We start from the raw sequence: 23,087 nt of genomic DNA, 5'->3' as shown, positions 1-23,087 counted from the left end.
CCATTTATGTTCATGTTTTAATCGAGCTTGCACTTGGTTTCGGGTTTATCCACGCCCAACGTGTCGAGTTCCGAGAACTGATGCAGGAAACCTTCCTGCGGCGAAGTGGAAACGACGCCATGGCCGTCGCCGATCAGGATCGGCTGGCGCAGCTGCCAGTTCCAGTTGCGGAAACTGAGTTTTTGCCCCTTGAAGGCGGCTATGGAAAAGTCATCCGCCTTGATGAAGGTTTCGACCTGTTTGGGATCATTCCCCTTTGACCGCGTGACCGCCTCTCCCAATATGCGCACTGCGGTCCATGCCTGCATGTCCTTCGAGAGCATTCGCCGCCCCGTTGCCTTGTCGAAACGATTCTGAATCTGTGATCCGCCCCATTGTTCGCTGGCGGGGTGCCAGCTCGAGGGAACCAGTCCGGCCGTTCCCGCTACCGGCCGCGGCGTCCAGGTCCGGTAAGGGACGTAGCTGCCGAAAACCTCGCTCTCGTCGGCGACGATGACCACATCGTGTTCCGGCAGGTTCTGGGTGAATACCGGCATCTGCTTTTGCACCTGGATAACGCCGGTGTCGGTCCTGCGCGCAGTACCCTTGTCCTCGTAAAGCCGCTCTTCCACGATCGTTGCGCCGAAGCGTGTCGCGGCGCGGCGGATCGCATCGGCATAGAGCTTGTCGCGGTCGTGCGAGCCATAGAGCAGCACCCATTTGCGCCATTGTTTCCAGACGAGGTATTGCGCCAGTCCGTCGGCGAGCATGCTTCGTGTCGGCGCCGTGTGGAAGATGTTCGCGCGGCATTCCTCCTCGCGAAGGCTGTCATCCGTGGCGCCTACATTGAACAAGAGGACGTCGCTATCCTTGGCGAGATCGGCGATCGACAGCAATTGCCTGGCGGAAATGTCGGTGAGAATGAAACGATCGCCGCGGGCGAGCATTTCCTTGAACACAGGCACCACGTCGGCGTCGAACTTGGTTTCGGTTACGTCCAGGACAAAGCTCTGGCCAAGAAATTTGCCGGTCGTATTGTTGTCGTTGATGGCGACATTGGCGCCCGCCACACCTTCGTCGCGCGGCGGAATATCGAGTACGGATAGTGCCAGTTGCGGTTCGTAGGCGCGAAGATAGCCGATGCGCGTTTCAACCACCGGTTTTGCAGGCTTATTCGTCGCAGCCTGCTGCGCCGGTACCGCCGACACGTTGACGAACAGCAAAAAAAAGCCGAATAAAACTGAGAGAGTGTTTGGCACCGTACTCTTCATGATCATACCATTCAGACTAGCCGCCATTCACGTAATGGCGGTCGCTTAAGAACAGAGGTGCCCATAGTGTTTTTAAACAACCCCGCCATAATCTCAACCCTAGGTGTCAACTTTTCTTTGACACCAGGCAAGATTTCCAATCTGTTTCGGGGGCTATGCTGATGACACAAATGCTGGCAAGCGTTCAGGACGTGCAGGAAGCGGAAATCGTCTTCCAGAACGGTGCGGATATCATCGATCTGAAGGACCCGGCCAATGGTGCACTTGGCGCGGTTGCACCGTCCAAGCTTCTGGAAGTTATAGCTTTTATCGCGGGAAGGCGGTCTGTCAGTGCCGCCTGCGGCGATCTTCCCATGCAACCTGAAGTCGTTCGCACAAAGGTTGAGGAATTTGCTGCAACTGGTGTGGACTATATCAAGATCGGGCTCTTCGCGTCAGGGAACTTAGCCGGCTGTTTGGAAGCACTAAAGCCGCTAGCGTCGCACAAAAAATTGATTGCAGTGCTTTTCGCCGACTACCGCGATACATACAGCGAAAATCTGTTTGCGGAGCTCTCGTCCGTCGGATTCCACGGCGTGATGATCGATACGGCCGACAAGTCGAAAGGGCGGTTGCTCAATCACATGACTCCTGACCAGATCGGCACCTTCATCAAGGATGGCCAGTCGCGCGGATTGAAGGTTGGCGTTGCCGGATCGCTTGAAGCGCCGGATATCCCGCGTCTGTTGGCCTATGCCCCGGATTTTCTCGGTTTCCGCGGTGCGCTGTGTTCGGGTCTCGATCGCACCGCGCCAATCGATGCACAGGCAACGGCGAAAATTCGCGGCCTGATCCCCGAGGCTCTCGAGGCAAGCGCACCCCCGGGCGTCGACTACAAGTTGCTCGCCGCGCGCGGCTACTTCCCCGATCCTGCCGAGGCGGGGCTTGGTACCGACAAGATCTTCGTTCGCGATTTCGTTCTGCCCGTCCACATCGGCGCCTATAGTTTCGAGCATGGCAAGGCGCAGAAGGTGCGTTTCGATGTGTCGGCCGATGTCTTGCGGGTGACGCGCAACCCGGAAGACATGCGCCACGTCGTTTCCTACGATCTCATCATGGACGGCATTCGTGCCATCGTCGCGCGCGGCCATATCGAGCTTGCCGAAACGCTGGCAGAGCAGGTCGCAGCTTTTGTTCTGGAAAATCCGCGTGTGACCCGCGTTGTCGTGCGGGCCGAAAAGCTGGAGCTTGGACCCGGCGGTGTCGGTGTCGAGATCGAGCGGAAAAACGATGTGAAGAATTCATCGGCCAAGCCCCGGCCGATCCACGCCCACGGGGGCCGGAAGTCTTCATGAAACCGCTCGTTGTCAAGCTTGGAGGCAGCACGGCGGGCCAAGCCGAAATGCAGCGCTGGATCGACCTTCTTGCAAGCGCAACCTTTCCGCTGGTCATCGTGCCGGGCGGCGGGCCTTTCGCCGATCAGGTGCGGACTTCGCAGAAGCGTCTCGGATATTCCGACGAGGCAGCACATGCGATGGCCATCCTCGCCATGGACCAGTTCGGCATCGCCATTGCCGAGCGGCATCCGCAATTGCGGGTGGCGCGGTCACTATCGCACATCGGCGAGGTGCTGGAAGCCGGCGCAACACCCGTCTGGCTTCCGTCATCGATGACCTTGGGCGCGGTGGATATACCGTGTTCCTGGCATATCACATCGGACAGCCTCAGCGCCTGGTTGGCCAGAGTATTACCTGCCGGCGACTTGCTGCTGGTCAAGCAGACCGACGAATACGCCCACTACGCAACCGTGCGGGAACTTGCCGCTGCGGGCATTGTCGACAACATGCTGCCGGATATGCTGGGCGAGGGCGCGAACCTCTATGTCGCCGGTCCCGGGATGCTGGATAGGCTCGATTTGCCCTTGGCATCCATCCCCGGACGCAGGATCATGCGGCACAGACAGACCGAAGCCATGGGTGCGCAATGACGAGACTGCATACGCCGCGCTGGGCCTGGGCATTGACCGGTTCGGGCCATTTCTTCATTGAAAGCTTCGAACTGATCCGCACGCTCGAGCATTGCGATGTCTTCGTATCGAAGGCAGCAAACGAAGTGCTGCGCATGTACGGGCTAAAGCTCGACTTTCTCGATACGACGCGCGTGCTGCATGACAAGACGGCAAGTTCCGTGCCCATTGGCGGGTTTTACACCGGCGTCTACCACACGGCCGTGATCGCGCCGGCCACATCCAACACGGTGGCAAAATGCGTCGCCGGTATTTCGGATTCGCTGCCCACCAACGTCTATGCACAGGCGGGGAAGTGTCTCGTGCCGTCCATCGTTTTTGCCTGCGATACGGCGCCCGAACTTGAGACCATGGCGCCGAGCGGCATGGTCAAGGTCTATCCGCGCCCGATCGATCTGGAAAATACTGCAAAGCTCAAGACCTATGAACGGACGAAGGTCGTCGAGTCGCTGGCCGAACTCATAGAAACCATCAGCGCCCGCCAGAAGGTGATTTCCGGCGATGGCTGAGCGGTTACTGTTCCTGACCGGGCATCTTGCCCGTGCACGGCTGGAACGGATCCTCGCCGATCTCGGTAAGACAGCGTTTACCTACGAGATCGTCGATATTGGCGTGAAGGTCGCGGCGCTGATGACCGAGGACATCATCGCGCGCCGTCTGAAGCCGCCGATATCGGCCGATCGCATCATCCTGCCCGGCCGCTACCGCGGAGATCTCGACAGTTTGAGCCAGCGTTTCGGTATTCCATTCGTTCGCGGTCCCGATGAGGTCGCCGATCTCCCGGTCTTTCTCGGCCGTGTCGGCAAGCCCATCGATCTTTCAAGGCATGACATGCGAATCTTTGCCGAAATCGTCGATGCTTCGGCGCTGTCGCTCGATGCGCTCATGCAGCGTGCAACGCATCTTGCCGCTGCCGGTGCCGATGTCATCGATCTTGGCTGCTTGCCGGAAACCCCGTTTCCGCATCTGGCCGATGCCGTTCGCGCCTTGAAAGATCAGGGGCTCAAGGTCAGTGTCGATTCAGCCAATCTCGAAGAGCTCGAAACGAGTGCTGCGGCCGGTGCGGACTATCTCCTGAGCCTCACCGAACATACCATCGGCCTTGCCATCAAATATGGTGTCACGCCTGTTCTCATTCCTTCGAACCCGGGCGATCTGGATTCGCTTGGCCGCGCGATCGCTGCCGCTCAAGCCGCGGATATCGCCTTCATCGCCGATCCGGTGCTCGACCCGATCCATTTCGGCTTTTCCGTCTCGTTAGGGCGCTTTCTTGAAGCGCGCCGCCGCTGGCCGGATATCCCGATGATGATGGGCACCGGCAATCTCACCGAACTCACCGACGCCGACAGTTCCGGTGTCACCGCCCTGCTTGCGGGCATCTGCTCAGAGCTGTCGATCGGCAATGTGCTTGTCGTCAATGTCAGCCCGCATACGATCCGCACGGTCGAGGAGCACGACAGCGCGCGCCGCACCATGTTTGCGGCCAGGGAGGATCATGCCCTGCCGCGCGGCTACGATGCCGCTCTGCTACAGGTGCACGACCGCAAGCCCTACCCGAACAGCGTCGAGGATATTGCCGCGCTTGCCGCTGAGGTGCGCGATGCCAATTTCCGCATCATGACCGCTCCGGATGGCGTGCACATCTTCAACGGCCAGGGCCACAGGATCGCTCAGGATGCGTTTGAACTTTTCCCGGGCCTCGGCGTTGAGAATGACGGCGCGCACGCCTTCTATCTCGGTGCGGAGCTCACCAAGGCGGAGATCGCCTGGAGGCTCGGCAAGCGCTACACGCAGGATGAGCCGCTTTCCTGGGGCGTGGCTGCTCCCGGCAAACAACAGGACCGATTGCGGTTGGCGGAAGCGGGGCACACTTTGAAAGCGAAGAAGGACAAGACGCGGTGACCTATATTAGGGAGACCATTGTTACTACGGTCGACACCAAGGGCGTCGCGCACATTGCGCCGCTCGGTATCATCCAGCACGAGGATGGCTGGGTGATCGCGCCATTCCGCCCTTCGAAAACGCTTGAAAATCTCTCCGCCATTCCGTTCGCGATCGCTAATTATACCGATGACATGCTGATCTTCGCCGGCTGCCTGACCGGCCGCAAGGACTGGCCGACTGTTGCGGTGAAAAACTGCCCGGTGCCACGATTGGAGGCAGCGCTCAGCCATTCGGTGCTCAAGGTCGTCTCCATCGACGAGGATGCCATACGCCCGCGCCATTATTGCAAAGTGGTTTCCGAAGCCACGCACGCACCGTTCACCGGGCTTAACCGCGCCAAGGCTGCCGTACTCGAACTCGCAATCCTCGTCAGCCGTCTTTCCATGTTGCCACCGGAAAAGATCGAGGCGGAGATCGCCTACCTCGCAATTGCTATCGAGAAGACCGCAGGACCGGATGAACATCAGGCATGGTCCTGGTTGATGGAGAAGGTCAAGGATCATCGCGACGCTGCCGACGCGAAAGGCAAGGACGCCGTGCATCATCATGGCGGTCAGATTTAGCACGTTTCGGTAAACGCACCCCCTCATCCGGCCCTTCGGGCCACCTTCTCCCCGCAGGGGAGAAGAAAAAACAGTGCCAGGCTTGGCTTCTTTCCTCTACCCAACGGGGAGAGGGTGGCCGAGCGGAGCGAGGTCGGGTGAGGGGGATGTTTCCGTCAAAAGCTGAACCCTGCTAACTGGGCAACGTACTGAACGGATTCTGATACTTGACGCCGAGCGGTCTGAAGTCCCTTTCGTTGACCGTTAGCACGGTCAGATCATTTCTCTGTCCGGTTGCCGCGATCGCAATATCCTCAAAGCCTGGGCTGACACCTGCCGCACGCGCTATTGTCATCAGATGCCCGGTGATTCTTGCGGTATCGAGGTCCAGCGGCAGAATACGGTTCCCGTAATAATGACGGATCTCTCCCCACCACTCTTCAAGGTGGCGCGATTTTCGTGTGGCGCCTTTGCGGGCGGCATTCGCTATTCCATCTTCTATTTCCGCGGCCGTGATGACTGACAGCCACAGATCCGCCGATCTGCGAAGAACCCACTCAACGACTTTCTCGTCAGCTTCTGTCCTGCGCACTGCCGGTGCAAGCAAGCTGACAACATTCGTGTCGAGGAGATACACGATCAGAATGCTGAGCGGTGCAAAGCCTTCGCAGGCTTGCGTTCGGGCAGATCGCCATCCTCCAAAGGTGAATTGGTAAGCAGCCAGCCAAGCGAAGGGACTCGGCTCAACCGTTCATATTCGCTATAGCTGATGATCACAGCCTCGCGCTTGCCGTGACGTGTAATGACGGCGGTTTCCCCGGCAACAGCGTCGTCGATGACATGTGAGAACGTTGCCTTGGCATCCTTCAACTGAATCTCTTTCATCGGGATATGCTCCATATGACCCTAGTGGTCATATATAAAGGAAAAATGGGCCGTGACAAGGGTCCCGCAGGTCTAGGCGGCAGTTTGGTGATCTAAGTAAATTGACCCCAACAACGCGACGGCCGCCGCCGGCGCTGCCTTGCTGGCATCGTCGCGAGCGTCGTCGGTGGCAGGAACCAACGAACCGAAATCCACGTAAGGGCGATCCATGCGTTTCGCCAACTGCCTGATTTGCGGCCGCCCGATACCTGCTCCGATGACCGGCGCAGCCTGATCCAGCTTGCGGGCCACCCGGAACGCGCCGTCGTGGATCATACGCAGCTGCTGTTCGCTGAACCAGCGCGCAATATCGATCCATTCATCCTCTTCAAGATCGCCGCTGTCGCGCCCGACCATGCGCGCCAAGCGCTGAATTGAACCCGCGACGGTCTTTGGCAGGCGGTCCGCTGAAGGATATTTGTCATCCGCCTCGTCCAGCGTGCCGAGAACGCGGCCGAGATCGGCGGTATTGGCGAAATATTCGTTCATCAACGGCGTCATGTGCCCGCGCACCGGAACCAGCGCGGCGATGCCGATCAGCGCGGAACGGGCAAACCCCGTATAGACCAGCTCGCCGGTCAAAAGCCGCTCCGCATCGGAATATCCGTCATTGACCAGCACGCTATCCTTGAACGCAAGAATGTCGGTGGTCGTTGAGCCCATGTCGACGAATAGACCGGTGCCCGCCAGCTTTGCGCTCAGGCTTGCGGTGGCGTGCCAATTGGCGGAAGCGATATCGCTGCCAAGGCTGCGCGCCGTGCTGAGGTCGCAAAAGCCCGACCGGCCCGCATATATCAGCGTATTACCGGCTCCGAATTCCATCTCGATGAAGTCCAGCAGGCCGGCAATTCCCGCCTCGCGCGAGGTGAATGTATCGGACAATTCGCCGGTCATGGTGAAGACATTGGTGTTGCCTTCGCCCCGCAGCTCATCGATCTCCCGTAATGCCTCACGCGTCTGTTCCAGCCCGAGCCAGAGCGGCGTCTTGAAGATTTTCGCCGAGATGATCTCGCCATCCCGGCACTGCGCCATCTTGAGATGAGCGCCGCCGATATCCCAGCCGGTAATAAGTGTCTTTCCTTCGTTGGCAAATCGGGATTTCATGGGCGCATCGTTCCTTGGATCATACCCGTGCATATCATTCCGGTACTCGACATAAAAGATGGTCTCGTGGTCCGCGCGCGCCTGGGCGATCGCGATTCCTACCGCCCCATCGAAACACCGCTTAGCCCAACCGCCGATATACTCGATGTCGCTGCGGGCCTTCGTTCGCTCTATCCGTTCTCCACATTTTATATCGCTGATCTCGATGCGATAGAGCGCCGCCGGGCAAGTTCTCTGGACCGATTGCAGCCATTATTATCGAACGCCGATATCTGGCTCGACGCCGGTTTCAACGATCGGGAGCAACTGGAAACCGCTCTTGCGACAGATGGCATCTGGCCCGTGCTTGGCTCCGAATCCCAAATTGATCCATCGTTGCTGGAGGCCTGCCACTCCAACCCGCGTCTCGTTCTCTCGCTGGATTTTCGGGGCGATGCGTTCCTTGGTCCCCCATCCATTCTTGAAAACGCAAGCAACTGGCCATCGCGCATTATCGTCATGACGCTTGGCCGCATCGGGGCCAATTCCGGTCCGGATTTCGAACGGCTGACAGAGATCAAGCGTCGCGCTGGCGACCGTGTGGTAATAGCCGCCGGCGGGGTTCGCGGTGTGCACGATCTCGAGCGGTTGCAAGCTATCGGCATCTCGGCTGCACTCGTCGCAACGGCGCTGCATAGCGGTGCGCTGACACCCGAGGCGGTCGCGTCTCTGATGCAGAATGAATATCGGGGATGAAGCAGTGGAAGAAGGGGGTGTCCCCCTTCTTCATGTCTAGAAGCCCAGACTTTTTGCCAACCGGCGCAACAGACCCTCCGGTTCCACAGAGGGTGTGCTCTGTGCGGGGTTGTCTCGTGTCTAAGCGCTGAATGGATGCTTGACTGAATCGCGCTGTGCGGTTGCTTCGGCGGCAGTCGGCTTGCCCGTCACTGCGCGCTGAAGCGCTTCCTTGGTCGCACGATAGTTGAAATCCTGGATCTTCGCATCGTCTTCTGCTTCCCAATGGATGAAGACGCCGACGCAGATGAACAGATCGTCGGCTTCGTCCGCTGGAATGGTGCCATCGGCAACACTGTCCTGAACTGCTTTAGCCACTGCATGCTGCGCAGGTCCGAACATCTGGACCGCCTGTTTGGCGCCCTTGATCGTAACCTTGTTGAACAAAATCGTATTCGGCTTGCACGCCATATTCGGCGCAATAACCGCAAGAAGGGAGGTGAACCCGTCCTTGTTGTTCGTCAATGCATTGCAGAATGCCGTCTCGACAGCACTGCCACGCGGTCCGATCAGAAGATCGATATGCGCGACTTCATTTCCATCGCCGATGAGCGATTCGCCAACCATAACCTTATTGATTTTTGCCACGGCCAATTTCCTCCTAAACCGTTTTCCCAATGGTTTGTCCAAAGACGCCGTACCTCGAGACACGACTCTCGATGGACAGCTATCCTTGTTCACAGCACCCTTCGAGCGGGGTCGGTTGGCCAGATAGCAGCGGACGAAATCCGCTGGGGAAATTCAAGCATTTACCTCGTCATTATGCAAGGCCAAGTTGAGATAGAACGTAAAAAGCGTGGCGACTGTCAGGTCTGCGGAGGTTCCGGGATTGATGTTGTCGGCTTTCAATTGGGCGTCGAAAGCAAGAAGCAATTTTTCGCGCTCTTTTCCATCGTTGAGGCCTTCGACCCGCGTCAGAATTTGTTGCGCTTGCTTTTGTGTTTTTCCGGCAATTGCACCGCCGTGTTTCCGGACAATATGGCTGTCGGGAAAGGCCGAAAGGAAAAACAGATAGGTGAAAACGACCGGCCACATCTCGCGCTCGCCCCGATCTGCAGCAGCATTGTAAGCCTTCAGCCCTCCGTCAAAGATATCGGCAAATCCGGTGACATATTGCCGGGCGATCATGTCGCGGTCCGCCGCTTCGCCCATCGCTTCCAGCAGTGACACTTGCGGGACAGTCGAGACATCATGTCTGGGTGCGGAGCCGAGGCCACCGGGCTGCGCCAGCATGATCGCCGAAAAGACATCGCGCGCATCGTCGACGTCCAGTTTTTCAAGGACCGTAGCAAGGCCGCCTTGCAGGTCCTCCCCACCATTTGCCGCCGCCTTGGCCAGGGGAACGCATAAAAGCAGGATGCCGAGATTGGTGTTGGTTCCGACCTTGCGACGCGTCTCCCTGACCGCGGCAAGAATGCGTTGTCCGGTGGAAAGGGCAGGGTCCGTCACGGCCTGCGATGAAGCCTGCGCGCTTTCGAAAAATTGCTCGGCGCTCATGCGGTGACCATCGGCAAAACGGTGCACATTGCCGGGTTTCAGTGCGTCGATCTCCTGATAGCAGGCGTCGATATAGGCGCGCCTTATCTGTTCGCGCGTCGCGGTCACGCCGCCGGTCTTTCGTCGAGTTCGTCCTCGATCCAAGCCGCCAGCGCATTGGCGATGCAATCGGCAATGCGCACGGGAACGACGGATTGCAGCCCTGTCCAGGCGGGCATGCTGTTGACCTCAAGGACAAGCAATTTGCCATCCGCCGCCGGAATAATGTCTATACCGGCGAAATCGGTGCCGATGGCTGCGGAAGCCGCGAGCGCGAGGCTTTCGAGCTTGGCGCGCAACGGCCCTTCGACAGCCTCCGCCTTCGCTCCTTTGGCGATATTGGTGATCCATCCTTCGGCCCGCCGCGCCATCATGCCCAACACTTCGCCATCGCAGGTGAAAACGCGATAGTCGCAGTAAGGCGGTCCAGGGCGTGCCACGAAGCGCTGCAGATAATAGACATCATCGACTTCTTCCGGCTCCGGCAGGTCCTCGATGCTGCGGATCAGGCGAATGCCTTTGCCTTGAGAGCCGAACAGCGGCTTCAGTACCAGTGGACCGTGCACAAGCTCGCGAGTCGCGACCAGGCGGGCATTGGCAACGCTTTCCACCGCAAAGGTTTCCGGCGTTGGCAGTCCTGCCTGTGCCAGCAGGAATGTGGTGGTGGATTTATCGACGCAGCGCTCGATGGCCTTGGCCGAGTTCCACACCGGAACACCAAGATGGGCAAAAGCGTGCAGGATGCCGAGACGGCGGGTGATCGCCTCGAATGTACCCGAGGAAATCGAGCGCACGATCACTGCTGCGGGCAGGGCGCCGTTCATGCGCGGGATCGCAATGCCGGAGAGATAGCGGCTGTCGAAGCCGATATCCACCAGCGGCAGCGCCAGGACGTTGAACCCGAGCTTTCGCAACGAGGCGCGCAACTGTTTCACCTGGCGGTCGGGCCGGTCAGAAAGGATCAGTATCGTATCGGTCATTTCCAACCCCCCTCTGTCCTGCCGGACATCTCCCCCACCCTCCCCATCAAGGGGAGGGTAAAGAGGCGCGTGGCATCTCCCACCTCCCCCTTGATGGGGGAGGTCGCAGCGAAGCTGCGGGTGGGGGTGCATCTGCGATACCCCTGCCACCAAGGGGGAGATGTCCGGCAGGACAGAGGGGGGTGATCTACACTATCCATATACGACATTCTCAGCCCAGGGATTGTTCCAGCATTGCATTGTGAATTCCGCCGTGGCGGAACGTATCACCGGTTTCGATCGCTGTAACGATCACCTCGGCGGGGCTGAACAAGCGCGGATCGATGGCATAGAAATCCCCTTTGAACTTCTTGAAAATATCGGCAAACGGCTGGCCATGGTCGCGAGACGTGTGGCTCGGCAGTTGCTCCGCCAGGTTGCGCGCCGCTTCAGCGCTGCCCTTGACGAAAAGCTGGACGGTTCCGCCATAGATGATGGCATCGTTGGTCCGTCCCATGGCTTGCAGGAAGTCAGGATGCGGCGCGGGGATCGGCGCGCGGCCCGCACCATCGACAATATCACCCAGCGGGAATTTGAGGTCGTGCGCCTTGTGCAGCGCGACTTCGAGCACGCGCCCGACAATCTGCACGGCGCCCGTCAGGCTTTGTGTTGGAGCATAGATGAAGGTCAGCTTGTCAGGCGCGAGCCCTGTCGCCTTCGACACCTTCTCGATGATTGCACCGGGCGGCGGGGTTGAGGTTTCAAGCACGATCACCGATGATTCAGCCTCCGGTTCGCGATAGGCGATTTCCTCGAAAAGCGGCTCCACCCTTGCCAGAGCGCGCACCGGACCGGAACCCATGGCGAAGTACTTTTCGTGCGAGAGATTCCATCCGGCATACTGGCTGGCGAGGCAGGCGAGAACCGGTTGCGACGAGCGGACATCGACCGAATAGGGCCACTTGCCCGAGCTCAGCCCTGCCGACACGGTTCCGAGCCCGCCGAGGCAGATTTCGACGATACGCAGAGCAGCTTCAATGCCGCCCGGACTGTCCGCGCCCGCATCGATCAAATGCTCGCCAAGGCTTCCGCGACTGTGACTGACGCCGAGCCGGTCCGCATCCTCGATCATGCTGTCGGCTATGCGTTGCGCGTTTCTGTTCAGATAGGCATGACCGTCCCTCATGGAAAATCCCCCCTCCAGTTAACCGCGAGCTCCTTGACGCGGCTCTTCACGGCGCGCATCGCTGCTGCAGCGGAGGGAGCCGTGGCAAAAACCGTGCAGACAGGGTCGCCTGCTTCAAGTGTCGTTCCTGACATCTGATGATCCGCCGTCAGCGCCGGCCAGTCGATTTTCGGAAAGGCGCTGATTGCTTTCGCCGTATAGGCGATCGCCGAAGCGGTCGAGCCCTTGTAGGCGGGCAAGGTTATGTTGGATCCTATGACGGCGCGTAAGTGTTGGCGCAGAAGCGGTGTTTTATCGCTATCAAAAATGTCGAGCGTCGCGCCGGGGCGCGGATTGATCTCGATCAGATTGAGGCCGGCATCGCCATCGATGAAATCGGCGCTGTTGAGCCCGGCAAGGCCGGTGCGCTTGGTCAACGCCGTCAGCCATTCCTCGATCTGCGCTGCCTTGTTCTTGTCATAGCGCCGCAGTCGTACCGCGCCGCCATAGCGAAATGGCGTGTGCTTCGAAGGCGACGACCATTGCCGGCTGAAGCCCACAATGTGCGCCTCCTGCCTGTCGGCGAGAAACAGCGCGGAAAGGTTCCTGCCCGGAATGAAGCGCTGGAAATAATGCTCGTGTCCCGACCCATTGCCATTGGCGGGCTTTACATGCGACCCACCTGCACCGCCGGCGAGCTTGGTCAGCCAGTCTTGCGGATGTTCCGGCGCATCGAAGCGAATATCGGGATGCGGTATCGAGAGCTCGGAACACAGCTGTGCCAGACGGGCCGGATCCTTCACCAGGCGGACCGTTTTCGCGGTGTTGCCGGCGATCTGGAACTGGCGTGAAATCGCCTCGATCATCTCCGGCCTGCGCTCGAAACCCGAGCCGTAGATCACGGCCACCGGCTGGTCGTTGCCAGCAAGTTCAGCCAGCGTCCGGGTGATCCGTTCCTCATCGATCCCGCCCTGCAGGCTGCCGGAAAGCTTCAACGCGCGCTCCGCCAGTGCCAGCGTATCGGCGTCGTTGAAAAGGTCGGCTACCAGTGGCCGGAAACCGGCACGCCGCGCCGCCGCTGCGAGAGAGCGTCCGGAAATCGCGGCGATCAGGATCGCGGGATTAGGGTCAGGACTCATTGATCTGATCCAAATGGTAGGAGGCCATTTGTTCGGATACGAGGAGCAAAGGCGATGGCAATGTCTATCCATTGTCGAGCCTTTGCGACGAAGTTGCCGGGCAAATGGACCCTATCCTGCGGACGCCGAAACGGCCGCAAGCTGCAGTGTCGAACCGCTCGGCCGGGGGGAAGACCCCGCCCTTCGCACCTCTCCTCGCATCTTCTTGCCGTTTCAGGCGCCATTTCGATCATATCAATGGGTCCTGACCTATTTGGCAAGGTCGCGAGCAAGGGTGAATGCGTCCCGAAAATCAAAGATAACCGGCTTTTGCGCCTTGATCATCTGTTCGAACAAACCGGCTTGAGTCTTGTATTTGACGTTGCCGATGGAGAGTGGACCAATGCCGACAGCTCGCGTCGCATCGAGCGGCTCGCCATTGGCATTGACTTTCAAGCCCTCGATACCCGCCGGCGGGACTGCATTCACATCGGCAGCGACCAGCAGCCCGCCCGCAGAACCGAGCTGCGCTTGCGAAATCACCTGAATGCCAGCTTTCGCCGCCGCCAGCACGACTTCCGTGCCCTCGACGATTGCAGCCTTTTTGGCTTCAGTCGAGCCGTCGGCAGGCTCGACTGTTACGCCGAAGCGCTGCTTGATCGACGCGGCAATCTCCTGCACGCGCTCAATGCCATCATGACCCACGATCGTCACCCGCGCGCCCTGTTCGGCCGCGATGACCGCCGTGCAATAGCCGACGACACCCGTCGCGCCGAAGACCGCCACCGAGGTTCCGTTCAATTCGCGGTCATGGTGCTTGATCAGCGCCTTTTCGACCTTGGCGACCATCGCCGCTGCCGTGGTGAAGGAGCCTGCCGGATCGGCAAACACCGAAATTTCGAAGGGTGGCACCATGGCTTTCTTCGCCGCATCGAGCATGTCGAGCGCCGTCGGCGCGTCCTTGCCCGCAAGGAAGATGCCTGTCGCAACACCCGCATCCGGCGGGCGCGAAAAAATCGCGTCCTGGACGAGATTGCCGACATCGGCAAGGGTGACATCCGTATAGGGAACCACGGCGTCATAGCCTGCATCGAGCGCCATATTGACGTCGAATGGGCTCATTTGCCGAAGTGGTGTCAGCATGTGAAGGATGGTTTTGCGGCTCACTGTTTCCGCTCCCTGTTAATTGTGGCGCCCTAAGCTGTTGCGAAGTTCAATGCGGTGTGCGTGATATCCGCACCTGCGTTTCTGCCGGCAACGATCTGGATGGTGGTGCCGGGCGACCGCCCGCCGATCGCATCGACAATGCGCGTCGCCTCAGTCTGTGAGGCGGCAAAGGCGAAGCCTGTCGGTCCCCATGAGCTCTGACCGATACCCACAGCACCCGCCTGTGCCAGCTGCCGTATAGCGGCTTCGACGTGCTTGCTGGTGAAAACGCCGCCCTGCGCCGGTGCAAAATAGTTGCCGATCTCGGCCTGGATCGCTTCCACAGCCCGGCCGAACAATGAGAGATCCTGTTCGATCAGCGCCGGCATGATACCCATCAGCACATGGCGGCAGATCGCAGCCGAGGTTTCGACCGGGAACGGCGGTAATGTCCGGAAGGCTTCGATCTCGGCCTCGCCATGGATGCCTTGTGTCGAGGCATCGAAGACGAGGATGATGCGCCAGGCTTCAGGAAAAGGGATGCGCGAAATAACGGTGGGCGCCGCGCTGCCGGCGCCTTTGCCCGCATCGACGATCACGCCACCTTCTTCGAATGCAGCAATACCGATGCCGGAACGAGAGCCGCGTCCGAGCAGGACAGCGTCGTTGACGGCGTCGAGCGGCAAACCATGCAGCGTGCGGATAGCAGCCGCGACAGCCAGCGCAATCTGAGTGCCGGAGCCGAGGCCGATATGCCGCGGGATCGCTCGCTGCACATTGATCCGGTGTTGCGTCTTGATGCCGAGATGATTGCAGAGTGACAGGGCATGCTGTTCGATGCGCGCCTGTTCATCACCATGAACCTGTGTCTCGGCCGAACGGGAAATCGTCAGGACTGTCGCGATGTCCTGCACAGGCAAGCCGACGCTGCCGAAGCGGTCGCTGCCAGAACGCGGTATATCGAGAAAGCCGAGATGAAGGCGCGCCGGGACTTTAATGGTGACGGATTCCGACATTTGCTATTCTTTACACAATCTCAAAAATCGGGCCCTGCACTATGATATCGTCTTTCGACCGAGGTGCAAGCATCATGAACAAAGAAGTGGAGTATCGCCGATGACCGACGAGAAAAAGCCAAAGGAAAAGGTATATTCCGAAAGCGAAATTACTGAAAAGCTCAAGGCGGATTTGCCGCACTGGCGCTATGAGAACGGCTGGATTCGCCGCAAGTACAAGACCCATGGCTGGAAGTCGACCCTGATGGTGATCAACACCGTTGGCCACCTCGCCGAAGCCGCATGGCATCATCCGGATTTGAAGGCCTCCTACGCATGGGTCGAGGTCCTGCTGCAGAACCATGCCGCCAAGGGCATCACCGACAAGGATTTCGAGCTCGCCACAAAGATCGAGAGCGTTGTCCACTGGCAACCGGGCAAGGAGGCGGGATCGCTGGAAGGAACGCCGCAAACCGACCAGCGCTTCGCCTATGTTAAGTACGACGATTGATCTCAAATTTTTTGCACGCCGCTATAGGGTGTGACGAGATTCGCGATCGTGACGAGGCGAAAACGGTGATTTTCGAGAACCGGAGCGGAGCGTACTTGAAGTACGAGAGCACCGGATCGTAGAAAAATACCGTTTGCAGACCGTCATGGCGTGAATATCGACGCATCCTAGGGTTCACATTCGAAAAAAAGGTCGCTAAGTATAGGCTGGCACCAGAAAGTTGCGGAATATGTCGGTTGCATGGGTTGGCAGCCAGCCGGTACCTTTGACGGATGCTGTTCGGAATGCTGCAAAGCTTCTGGCGTCCAGCCGTTGTCCAGTTTTCACCCTCGATGCGGATGTGCATGGTACGCGCAGTGCCATTGCGCTCGCCGAAAGGTTAGGCGGCGCTTACGATCATGCGGCAGGCGATGTGCTTGCCAGAGAGGTCGCGCTGTTCACCGATCATGGCGGCATGTTCACGGTGCCGGGAGAAGCGCGCCGCCGTTCCAGCCTGATCGTCATCGTCGGCGAAATCCCTTCGACCCATCACGAACTCCTGCAGGCCTGGGCGGATTCGCAGCCGGATCTCGGCGACAAGCACAAGCGCAGCTGGTTCCATATCGATGGAACCGAAACGACTGAGGCTGGCAAGCTCGCCCGCAAGTTGAAAGCTGTACCACTGCGCGGAGAGGGACTGTCTCTGCCTGCCGCGCTTGGCGTGCTTCGCGCCGGGCTGCAGGGCCAGCGCATTGCTGCCTCCTTGACCAATATCGACCGCTTCAAGAAGGCCCTGACCACGGCGCAATTCCCCGTTTTCGTCTTCTCGGGCACGTCGGGCGAAACAGCAGGCCTCGTCATGCTGCAGGGCCTGATTGCCGATCTGAACAAGACCGGCCGCGCCAGCAGCGTGTTTCTACCCGCCGATGACGATGCGTGGGGCACGGCACTTACGTCACTTTGGATGACGGGCTTTCCGCCCCGAACAGGTTTCTCGAATAGCCTCCCAAGCTATGACCCCGGGCGATGGGACATCCAGCGCATGATCCGCGACAAGGAAGCGGACCTTCATGTCTGGATGTCGACGAGGGGCGGCGAAACTCCCCCTCGGGGGGGGGAAGATACCGCTGATATCGCTGAGCAAAACCAATAGTCCAACGTCGGGCGCCAGAATTACGATTTGCGTCGGCAAGGCCGGCATCGATCATGATGGCGTTTCCTACTCGAGCCGGACCGGCACATTCAGGGCGGTGCAGGCCGTCCAGCCCTCAGAGCTTCCGAGCGTCTCGAGCATCATAGGTCAACTCGCGCAGGCTCTTCCGGGCAAAAGGGCGCTGCCATGCTGATCCGTCTTACCGGCGGAGAGGTCGTCGATCCTGTCAACGGCGCGACAGAAAAGCGCGACGTCTGGATCAGCGACGGCCTGCTTGTCGATGCGCCGAAGGGCGCGACGGCGGATGAGACACACGACGTTTCGGGCTGCATCGTCATGGCCGGAGCTATCGATATCCATTCGCATATCGGTGGCGGCAATGTGAACACCGCGCGCTTGCTCTTGCCCGAGCATCACCGCGCGCATCAGGTTCGCCCGGCTAATACGCCACTGTCGAATGCCGGTTGGTCGACCTTCCAGACCGGCACCCTCTACGCACAGATGGGCTTCACAACCGTTGTCGAGCCAGCGATGGCGCCGTACACCGCACTGCACACGCATCTCGAACTCGCCGACATCCCGATCATCGACAAGGCGACGCTCGCGATCCTCGGCAATGACGATTTCACCCTGTCGCTCCTCCGCAATGGCAAGTCCTCGGCGATGCTCGACGATTATGTCGCTTGGGTCATCGGCTCGACCCGCGCCCTCGGCGTAAAGGTCATCAATGCCGGTGCTGCGGCGGCCTTCAAGGAGAATGTCCGCTCGTTCTCGCTGGATGATACCGTGCCGGAATACGGCGTCAGTTCGCGCAAGATCGTCAAGTCGCTGCAGGCATCGGTGACGCGGCTTGGCGTTCCGCATCCCTTGCATGTGCACGCCAACAATCTCGGCATTGCCGGCAGCGTCGATACGGCCGCCGCAACGATCGCCGCCACGGAAGGGGTGCCGCTGCATCTCGCCCACCTCCAGTTCTATGGCTATGGCACCGAGGGCAAGCGCAAGTTTTCGTCCGAGGCGGCACGGCTGGCGGAAGCCGTCAATGCCAACCCCGATGTCACCATCGATATCGGCCAGGTGATGTTCGGCCAGACGGTGACCATCTCGTCGGACGTGATGCGGCAGTTTTCCGCAATCGGCAATGCCAGCCCGAAAAAGACCGTGATTCTGGATGGCGATGGCAATGGCGGCGGCGGCATTGTGCCCTATCGCTATAAACAGGACTATTACGGCTCGCTGCAATGGGCCGTCGGCCTCGAGCTTTTCCTGCTCATCACCGATCCATGGCGCGTATATTTCACCACCGATCACCCGAACGGCGCGCCTTTCACCGCCTATCCGGAACTCTTCGAACTTTTGATGAGCAGCGATGCCCGCGATGCGAAATCCACAGAGCTCAATGCAACCGCGCTCGGGCTGACGACGCTCGCTTCGGTGCGCCGCGAATATACGCTGGAAGAGATCGCCATCATGACCCGTGCAGCACCGGCGAAGCTGCTTGGCCTCAGGGATCGCGGTCATCTCGGGGCAGGGGCCATCGCCGATGTCGCGGTCTATCGCAGGGGCAGGGACATCGCAAAAATGTTCCGCGAGGCGGCGCTGGTTTTCAAGAATGGCGATCTCGTCGTCAAGAACGGCAAGGTAACCCACTATCGCTGGGGCAAGACCCTGCGCCTCAACCCGCCGCCGGACAAGGCGATGGTCAAGCGCATGCAGGCCTACCACGAAGAGCGCTACGGTCTTTCGCTCGACTGGTTCACCTTCCCGGATTCCGCAATCCAGCGTCCGGACCCATTTGCGGAGGTGACTTCATGAACCAGATGCATCAGCTGACCCGCAATGGCGTTCTTATCGACGATACTTTTGCCGAAGCGTTCGGTATGCGCGCCACCGCGATCATCATCACGGCGCCGACATTGAAATGGGCACGGCAGGCAGCGATCACCATGACCGGCTTTGCGACGTCGGTCATCGGCTGCGGCTGCGAGGCGGCCATCGACAGGGATCTGCCGGCATCGAAAACTCCCGATGGCCAGCCCGGTTGCCGTGTCATGATTTTCGCTATGGGCACGGACGAATTGCAGAAGCAGTTGAAGAACCGTCTCGGCCAATGCGTGCTGACATCGCCCGGCAGCGCCTGCTTTGCCGATCTTGAGGGAACAGCACCGCTCGACCTCGGCAATGCGCTGCGTTACTTCGGCGATGGCTGGCAGATATCGAAGAAGTTTGGTGGCAAGCACTATTGGCGTGTACCCGTGATGGATGGCGAGTTCCTGTGCGAAGCGACAACGGGGCTGACCAAGCTTGCCGTCGGCGGCGGCAATCTGCTGTTTCTCGCCGCCGATAACGCCAAGGCCATGCGCGCCGCCGAGCGTGCGGTGGCCGCCATTGAAAAGGTTCCCGGCGCGATCATGCCGTTCCCGGGAGGCGTCGTCCGGTCGGGCTCGAAAGTCGGCGGCAAATATAAGGGCATGATGGCTTCGACCAATGATGCTTTCGCACCCACCCTGCGCGGTGTGGTCAATTCTGCACTGACGCCGGAGGTCAATGCGGTGCTGGAGATCGTCATTGATGGCGAAACCAACGACGCTGTGGCGGCTGCCATGCGCGCAGGGCTGAAAGCGGTCATCGAACTTGGCCCCAAGCGAGGTGCGGTTCGGATCAGCGCCGGTAACTACGGCGGCAAGCTCGGCAAGTTCCACTACCACCTGAAGGATCTGCTTCCATGAAAGCGCTGACCTTCTCGCTTCGTGTCGATCCGGAAGAACGTCTCGACCTGTCGGCTCTGACACCTGCCGGGCTGGCCGGGCTGACGGATGTGCAGATAGAAAAGCTGCGCGTTGGAACCACCCGCGATCCCGCCTTGGTGGGCGATATCTTCAAGGTGACCGGCAAGGATCCGGAGAGCATCATCTTCGAGGGCGGCAGTGCGCGCTTCGACAAGGTCGGTACCGGCTTGAGCAGTGGCGCCATCCGGGTAACGGGCAATGTCGGCCTTGAGGTCGGCAGGAAAATGTCCGGCGGCTCTCTGCAAATTGACGGCAGCGCCGGCGATCACGCGGGTTCCGGCATGGTTGATGGCCGGCTCGAGATCAAGGGCAATGCCGGAGACGATCTCGGCGGGCCGCTTGCCGGTGAAATCACCGGCATGGAAGGCGGCCTGCTGATTGTTCGCGGCAAGGCAGGAAACTATGCAGGCGAGAGATTGCGCCGCGGCATCATTGCCGTCCTCAAGGGCTGCGGTGACTATGCCGGCTACCGCATGATCGCCGGATCGATTGTCGTGACCGGCCGCGTTGGCGCGATGCCCGGTTACCTGATGAAACGCGGCTCCCTGTTCCTCGACCGCCGCCCGGAAAATCTTGCTCCGACCTTTGTCGACTGCGGCGAAACCGACATCGCCTTTTCGGGCGTGTTCGACAGGTTTCTTATCCAGGAGAAAATCATGGACAAGCCGCTGCTCGGTGCAAGACCGGGCAAATTTGGCGGCGATGTCGCCGTGTCCGGCAAGGGCGAGATTCTGTTCCGGCGCGGCAAATGACGATCCACTGTCAAATTTGATTGGACAGAGTCTCACCCCCTCTGCGGACATCTCTCCCTTCTGGGCAGGGTAATCGCATCTGGTTGATTTTGTGTCCGCGGAAATTGCACACTTGATAGCTGGCACGTCTCACCCCACCCCGGACCTTTGGTCCGACCCTCCCCATCGAAGGGAGGGTGAAGGCGGTGGTGGCATCGTCCACCTCCCCCTGGATGGGGGGGTCGCAGCGAAGCTGCGGGTGGGGGTGATTCTACCATATGCGATTGCTTTGATCAGATGACACAACTAACTTCCTGCACTAACAAAGATTGGAGATAATGCGCCAACATTCTTGTAGGCTGATCTCCCCTCTTGTGGGGGAGATGTCCGGTAGGACAGAGGGGGGTGAAATTACGATTACCTCTTGAATCGTACCGGATGAAACCTGTGCAGGTAAATTAAAGAAACGCTCGTTCAATTAATTTTCCGCCGATTTGCCGAAATCTGCCCAATTTCGCGGGTTCGGAAGCTGTTTCCGGTGCAAATATCGCGCATCTTCTCGGGATTCTCACACATGAATGCCGGATTCTGATGCAAGAAACCTCGAATCTGCTGCAAGAATCTCAACCGGCGCGTTTAATCTGATTGTATGAAGTTGTGAGAAACCCGCAATTTGGCAGGAGGACGGAATTCGACGGCTGGCAATCGGTGCAGTCTCGCCTATAACGGGATAGTAACGCTCATGTATTCCAAAGAAGAAAGCTGACGAGGTGAAAAACCGGGCATCGCCACTCGCGCCATTCAGACATGATATTTTCAGGACCGTCTGGCTTGCGAGCCTTTCCTCCAATTTCGGTTCCCTGATCCAGTCAGTCGGCGCGGCCTGGATGATGACAACCATCTCCGATTCCGTCGACATGGTTGCACTGGTGCAGGCTTCGACGGCATTGCCTATCATGTTGTTTTCGTTGGTATCCGGCGCTCTTGCCGACAATTTCAACCGCCGCCGGGTCATGATTGTCGCGCAGTGTTTCATGCTGGGCGTATCGGTCTTACTGACCCTGTTTTCTCACTTCAACCTGATCACGCCATGGCTGCTGCTTTGCTTCACTTTCTTGATCGGGTGCGGGACGGCGCTGAACAACCCTTCATGGCAAGCGTCGGTGGGGGATATGGTACCGCGCAATGATTTGCCGAATGCGGTCGCATTGAACAGCATGGGCTTCAATATCACCCGGAGCGTTGGCCCGGCCATCGGCGGTGTGATTGTCGCTATAGCAGGCGCGGCGGCGGCGTTTGCAGTCAATACTATAAGTTATTTGCCATTGATTTATGCATTGTTCCGCTGGCAGCCAAAATACGACGCCAATCCTTTGCCGCGCGAGACTCTGGGGCGGGCGATTTCCGCCGGTTTGCGCTACGTCGCGATGTCCCCGAACATCGGAAAGGTGATTTTTCGCAGCTTCATTTTCGGCCTCTCCGCCAGCGCCGTTCTCGCTCTTTTACCATTGGTGGCGCGCGATCTCGTCCATGGCGGCCCGCTGGTTTACGGTGTCATGCTCGGCTCCTTCGGCATCGGGGCGATCGCCGGTGCATTGATCAGCGCGCGTCTGCGGGAATATTTGTCGAGCGAAGCCATTGTTCGCATTGCCTTTATTGGCTTCGCAGTGAGTGCCGGCCTCACCGCAGTCAGCAACAATGTCTGGCCGACCAATGTCGCATTGCTGCTTTCCGGTGCATGCTGGGTGCTTGCGCTTTCGCTCTTCAACGTAACGGTACAGCTCTCGACACCGCGTTGGGTAGTCGGCCGCGCATTGTCGCTTTATCAGACGACTACCTTTGGCGGCATCGCCGGCGGCAGCTGGTTATGGGGTGTTGCGGCGGGCGAGTATGGCGCAGACAGGGCACTGCTCGCTTCAAGTATAGTCATGTTGTTCGGCGCGGCAATTGGCCTGCGCTATGCTTTGCCAGAGTTTAAAACGCTCAATCTCGATCCGCTCAATCGGTTCAGCGAGCCGCTGCTGAAACTCGACCTGAAACCGCGCAGCGGCCCCATCGTCATCATGATAGATTATGTTATCACCGAGGACGATGTCCCTGATTTCCTTGAGGTTATGGCGGCGCGGCGGCGGGTCCGCATTCGCGACGGGGCAGGGCATTGGGCGCTGATGCGCGATCTGGAGAACCCTGAAATCTGGACCGAAAGTTACCACACGCCGACCTGGGTCGAGTATGTGCGTCACAATCAGCGGCGAACCCAGGCTGACGCCGCCATCGGCGATCGGATTCGCGCGTTGCATCGCGGTCTGTCGGAACCGCGCGTGCATCGCATGATCGAGCGCCAAACCATCCTGCCGCACGATATTGCCGCGCACAAGACGCCGATTGATCTGTCCTGATAACGCGGAATTGTTCAATACATTCATATTGTTGTCGTATGCGGGGCTTAGAAAGCCGCCAAA

23 protein-coding genes are annotated in these 23,087 nt (G+C 59.2%); 12 read left to right on the top strand and 11 right to left on the bottom strand.

Translation table 11 applies throughout. From position 1 onward, the window contains the following. Positions 1 to 17 precede the first annotated feature (17 nt). On the bottom strand, positions 18 to 1,238 hold the full coding sequence (locus N8E88_RS00780; RefSeq protein ID WP_262290586.1) for a lanthanide ABC transporter ABC transporter substrate-binding protein PedA1: 1,221 nt from the start codon (positions 1,236 to 1,238) through the stop codon (positions 18 to 20). A gap of 173 nt (positions 1,239 to 1,411) precedes the next feature. On the opposite strand from N8E88_RS00780, the gene N8E88_RS00775 reads away from it, so the two are divergent. From N8E88_RS00775 to N8E88_RS00755, 5 genes are read left to right on the top strand one after another with little or no spacing between them, the layout of a single operon-like run. Next, positions 1,412 to 2,584 carry a (5-formylfuran-3-yl)methyl phosphate synthase gene (locus tag N8E88_RS00775; RefSeq protein ID WP_262290585.1) on the top strand — a complete coding sequence of 391 codons (1,173 nt, stop codon included), beginning with the start codon at positions 1,412 to 1,414 and terminating at the stop codon, positions 2,582 to 2,584. Continuing rightward, complete coding sequence (locus tag N8E88_RS00770) at positions 2,581 to 3,216, top strand: amino acid kinase family protein (protein WP_262290584.1); 636 nt, start codon at positions 2,581 to 2,583, stop codon at positions 3,214 to 3,216. Before N8E88_RS00775 ends, N8E88_RS00770 begins: the two co-directional genes overlap by 4 nt. Beyond that, positions 3,213 to 3,764 (top strand): flavoprotein, encoded by a 552-nt coding sequence (locus N8E88_RS00765; protein ID WP_262290583.1) that lies wholly within the window; start codon positions 3,213 to 3,215, stop codon positions 3,762 to 3,764. The genes N8E88_RS00770 and N8E88_RS00765 overlap by 4 nt, the downstream gene beginning before the upstream one ends. Continuing rightward, on the top strand, positions 3,757 to 5,157 hold the full coding sequence (locus N8E88_RS00760) for a DUF6513 domain-containing protein (RefSeq protein ID WP_262290582.1): 1,401 nt from the start codon (positions 3,757 to 3,759) through the stop codon (positions 5,155 to 5,157). The genes N8E88_RS00765 and N8E88_RS00760 overlap by 8 nt, the downstream gene beginning before the upstream one ends. Beyond that, positions 5,154 to 5,762 carry a DUF447 domain-containing protein gene (locus N8E88_RS00755; protein WP_262290581.1) on the top strand — a complete coding sequence of 203 codons (609 nt, stop codon included), beginning with the start codon at positions 5,154 to 5,156 and terminating at the stop codon, positions 5,760 to 5,762. Before N8E88_RS00760 ends, N8E88_RS00755 begins: the two co-directional genes overlap by 4 nt. A 172-nt stretch (positions 5,763 to 5,934) precedes the next feature. Here the strand turns inward: N8E88_RS00755 and N8E88_RS00750 are convergent, their stop codons facing one another. From N8E88_RS00750 to N8E88_RS00740, 3 genes are all read right to left on the bottom strand, one after another. Beyond that, positions 5,935 to 6,378: a type II toxin-antitoxin system VapC family toxin gene (locus tag N8E88_RS00750; RefSeq protein ID WP_262290580.1), complete on the bottom strand. Its 444-nt coding sequence runs from the start codon at positions 6,376 to 6,378 to the stop codon at positions 5,935 to 5,937. A gap of 2 nt (positions 6,379 to 6,380) precedes the next feature. After that, positions 6,381 to 6,626: a type II toxin-antitoxin system Phd/YefM family antitoxin gene (locus N8E88_RS00745; RefSeq protein WP_262290579.1), complete on the bottom strand. Its 246-nt coding sequence runs from the start codon at positions 6,624 to 6,626 to the stop codon at positions 6,381 to 6,383. A 72-nt stretch (positions 6,627 to 6,698) separates the two neighbouring features. Beyond that, positions 6,699 to 7,769, bottom strand: coding sequence for a hydantoinase/oxoprolinase family protein (locus N8E88_RS00740; RefSeq protein ID WP_262290578.1), 1,071 nt, complete (start codon positions 7,767 to 7,769; stop codon positions 6,699 to 6,701). Between the two features lie 27 nt (positions 7,770 to 7,796). Here N8E88_RS00740 and N8E88_RS00735 point away from each other — a divergent pair, with 27 nt between their 5' ends. After that, positions 7,797 to 8,504 (top strand): HisA/HisF-related TIM barrel protein, encoded by a 708-nt coding sequence (locus N8E88_RS00735; protein ID WP_262290577.1) that lies wholly within the window; start codon positions 7,797 to 7,799, stop codon positions 8,502 to 8,504. 120 nt (positions 8,505 to 8,624) lie between these two features. Here N8E88_RS00735 and fae read toward each other — a convergent pair whose 3' ends face one another. From fae to N8E88_RS00700, 7 genes are all read right to left on the bottom strand, one after another. Then, positions 8,625 to 9,131 (bottom strand): formaldehyde-activating enzyme, encoded by a 507-nt coding sequence (gene fae / locus N8E88_RS00730; protein ID WP_112529174.1) that lies wholly within the window; start codon positions 9,129 to 9,131, stop codon positions 8,625 to 8,627. A gap of 153 nt (positions 9,132 to 9,284) precedes the next feature. Further along, positions 9,285 to 10,148 carry a triphosphoribosyl-dephospho-CoA synthase gene (locus N8E88_RS00725; protein ID WP_262290576.1) on the bottom strand — a complete coding sequence of 288 codons (864 nt, stop codon included), beginning with the start codon at positions 10,146 to 10,148 and terminating at the stop codon, positions 9,285 to 9,287. Continuing rightward, positions 10,145 to 11,059, bottom strand: a complete 915-nt coding sequence (locus N8E88_RS00720; protein ID WP_262290575.1) for an ATP-grasp domain-containing protein — start codon at positions 11,057 to 11,059, stop codon at positions 10,145 to 10,147. The genes N8E88_RS00725 and N8E88_RS00720 overlap by 4 nt, the downstream gene beginning before the upstream one ends. A gap of 211 nt (positions 11,060 to 11,270) precedes the next feature. Further along, positions 11,271 to 12,224, bottom strand: a complete 954-nt coding sequence (mch, locus tag N8E88_RS00715; RefSeq protein WP_262290574.1) for a methenyltetrahydromethanopterin cyclohydrolase — start codon at positions 12,222 to 12,224, stop codon at positions 11,271 to 11,273. Then, entirely contained in the window at positions 12,221 to 13,342 is a 1,122-nt protein-coding gene (locus tag N8E88_RS00710; protein ID WP_262290573.1) for an ATP-grasp domain-containing protein, read from the bottom strand. Before N8E88_RS00710 ends, mch begins: the two co-directional genes overlap by 4 nt. A gap of 249 nt (positions 13,343 to 13,591) precedes the next feature. Beyond that, positions 13,592 to 14,488, bottom strand: a complete 897-nt coding sequence (locus N8E88_RS00705; RefSeq protein ID WP_315975184.1) for an NAD(P)-dependent methylenetetrahydromethanopterin dehydrogenase — start codon at positions 14,486 to 14,488, stop codon at positions 13,592 to 13,594. 29 nt (positions 14,489 to 14,517) lie between these two features. Next, positions 14,518 to 15,483, bottom strand: coding sequence for a beta-ribofuranosylaminobenzene 5'-phosphate synthase family protein (locus tag N8E88_RS00700; RefSeq protein WP_262290572.1), 966 nt, complete (start codon positions 15,481 to 15,483; stop codon positions 14,518 to 14,520). Positions 15,484 to 15,583: 100 nt separating this feature from the next. On the opposite strand from N8E88_RS00700, the gene N8E88_RS00695 reads away from it, so the two are divergent. The 6 genes from N8E88_RS00695 (at position 15,584) to N8E88_RS00670 (ending at position 23,024) form a co-directional block, all read left to right on the top strand. After that, entirely contained in the window at positions 15,584 to 15,973 is a 390-nt protein-coding gene (locus tag N8E88_RS00695; protein ID WP_262290571.1) for a 4a-hydroxytetrahydrobiopterin dehydratase, read from the top strand. Positions 15,974 to 16,202: 229 nt separating this feature from the next. Beyond that, positions 16,203 to 17,105, top strand: coding sequence for a molybdopterin-binding domain-containing protein (locus N8E88_RS00690; RefSeq protein ID WP_262290570.1), 903 nt, complete (start codon positions 16,203 to 16,205; stop codon positions 17,103 to 17,105). 186 nt (positions 17,106 to 17,291) lie between these two features. Beyond that, on the top strand, positions 17,292 to 18,920 hold the full coding sequence (locus tag N8E88_RS00685) for a formylmethanofuran dehydrogenase subunit A (protein ID WP_262290569.1): 1,629 nt from the start codon (positions 17,292 to 17,294) through the stop codon (positions 18,918 to 18,920). A 5-nt stretch (positions 18,921 to 18,925) separates the two neighbouring features. Next, positions 18,926 to 19,834: a formylmethanofuran--tetrahydromethanopterin N-formyltransferase gene (gene fhcD / locus N8E88_RS00680; RefSeq protein ID WP_262290618.1), complete on the top strand. Its 909-nt coding sequence runs from the start codon at positions 18,926 to 18,928 to the stop codon at positions 19,832 to 19,834. After that, a complete protein-coding gene (locus N8E88_RS00675; protein ID WP_262290568.1) occupies positions 19,831 to 20,646 on the top strand; it encodes a formylmethanofuran dehydrogenase subunit C in 816 nt (271 codons plus the stop codon). Before fhcD ends, N8E88_RS00675 begins: the two co-directional genes overlap by 4 nt. 749 nt (positions 20,647 to 21,395) lie before the next feature. After that, entirely contained in the window at positions 21,396 to 23,024 is a 1,629-nt protein-coding gene (locus N8E88_RS00670) for an MFS transporter (protein WP_262290567.1), read from the top strand. Positions 23,025 to 23,087: the final 63 nt, after the last annotated feature.

The organism is Phyllobacterium zundukense, assembly GCF_025452195.1.
Lineage (GTDB): Bacteria > Pseudomonadota > Alphaproteobacteria > Rhizobiales > Rhizobiaceae > Phyllobacterium > Phyllobacterium zundukense_A.
The sequence above is the reverse complement of the archived record's forward strand: the minus strand, read 5'-3'. Positions and strand labels throughout refer to the sequence as shown.

Bases quoted from the DNA above. Each gene is read 5' to 3' on its own strand.
- N8E88_RS00775 (WP_262290585.1), top strand. From the start codon at position 1,412: ATGACACAAATGCTGGCAAGCGTTCAGGACGTGCAGGAAGCGGAAATC.
- N8E88_RS00770 (WP_262290584.1), top strand. From the start codon at position 2,581: ATGAAACCGCTCGTTGTCAAGCTTGGAGGCAGCACGGCGGGCCAAGCC.
- N8E88_RS00765 (WP_262290583.1), top strand. From the start codon at position 3,213: ATGACGAGACTGCATACGCCGCGCTGGGCCTGGGCATTGACCGGTTCG.
- N8E88_RS00760 (WP_262290582.1), top strand. From the start codon at position 3,757: ATGGCTGAGCGGTTACTGTTCCTGACCGGGCATCTTGCCCGTGCACGG.
- N8E88_RS00745 (WP_262290579.1), bottom strand. From the start codon at position 6,626: ATGAAAGAGATTCAGTTGAAGGATGCCAAGGCAACGTTCTCACATGTC.
- N8E88_RS00740 (WP_262290578.1), bottom strand. From the start codon at position 7,769: ATGAAATCCCGATTTGCCAACGAAGGAAAGACACTTATTACCGGCTGG.
- N8E88_RS00720 (WP_262290575.1), bottom strand. From the start codon at position 11,059: ATGACCGATACGATACTGATCCTTTCTGACCGGCCCGACCGCCAGGTG.
- mch (WP_262290574.1), bottom strand. From the start codon at position 12,224: ATGAGGGACGGTCATGCCTATCTGAACAGAAACGCGCAACGCATAGCC.
- N8E88_RS00710 (WP_262290573.1), bottom strand. From the start codon at position 13,342: ATGAGTCCTGACCCTAATCCCGCGATCCTGATCGCCGCGATTTCCGGA.
- N8E88_RS00700 (WP_262290572.1), bottom strand. From the start codon at position 15,483: ATGTCGGAATCCGTCACCATTAAAGTCCCGGCGCGCCTTCATCTCGGC.
- N8E88_RS00695 (WP_262290571.1), top strand. From the start codon at position 15,584: ATGACCGACGAGAAAAAGCCAAAGGAAAAGGTATATTCCGAAAGCGAA.
- N8E88_RS00690 (WP_262290570.1), top strand. From the start codon at position 16,203: ATGTCGGTTGCATGGGTTGGCAGCCAGCCGGTACCTTTGACGGATGCT.
- N8E88_RS00685 (WP_262290569.1), top strand. From the start codon at position 17,292: ATGCTGATCCGTCTTACCGGCGGAGAGGTCGTCGATCCTGTCAACGGC.
- fhcD (WP_262290618.1), top strand. From the start codon at position 18,926: ATGCATCAGCTGACCCGCAATGGCGTTCTTATCGACGATACTTTTGCC.
- N8E88_RS00675 (WP_262290568.1), top strand. From the start codon at position 19,831: ATGAAAGCGCTGACCTTCTCGCTTCGTGTCGATCCGGAAGAACGTCTC.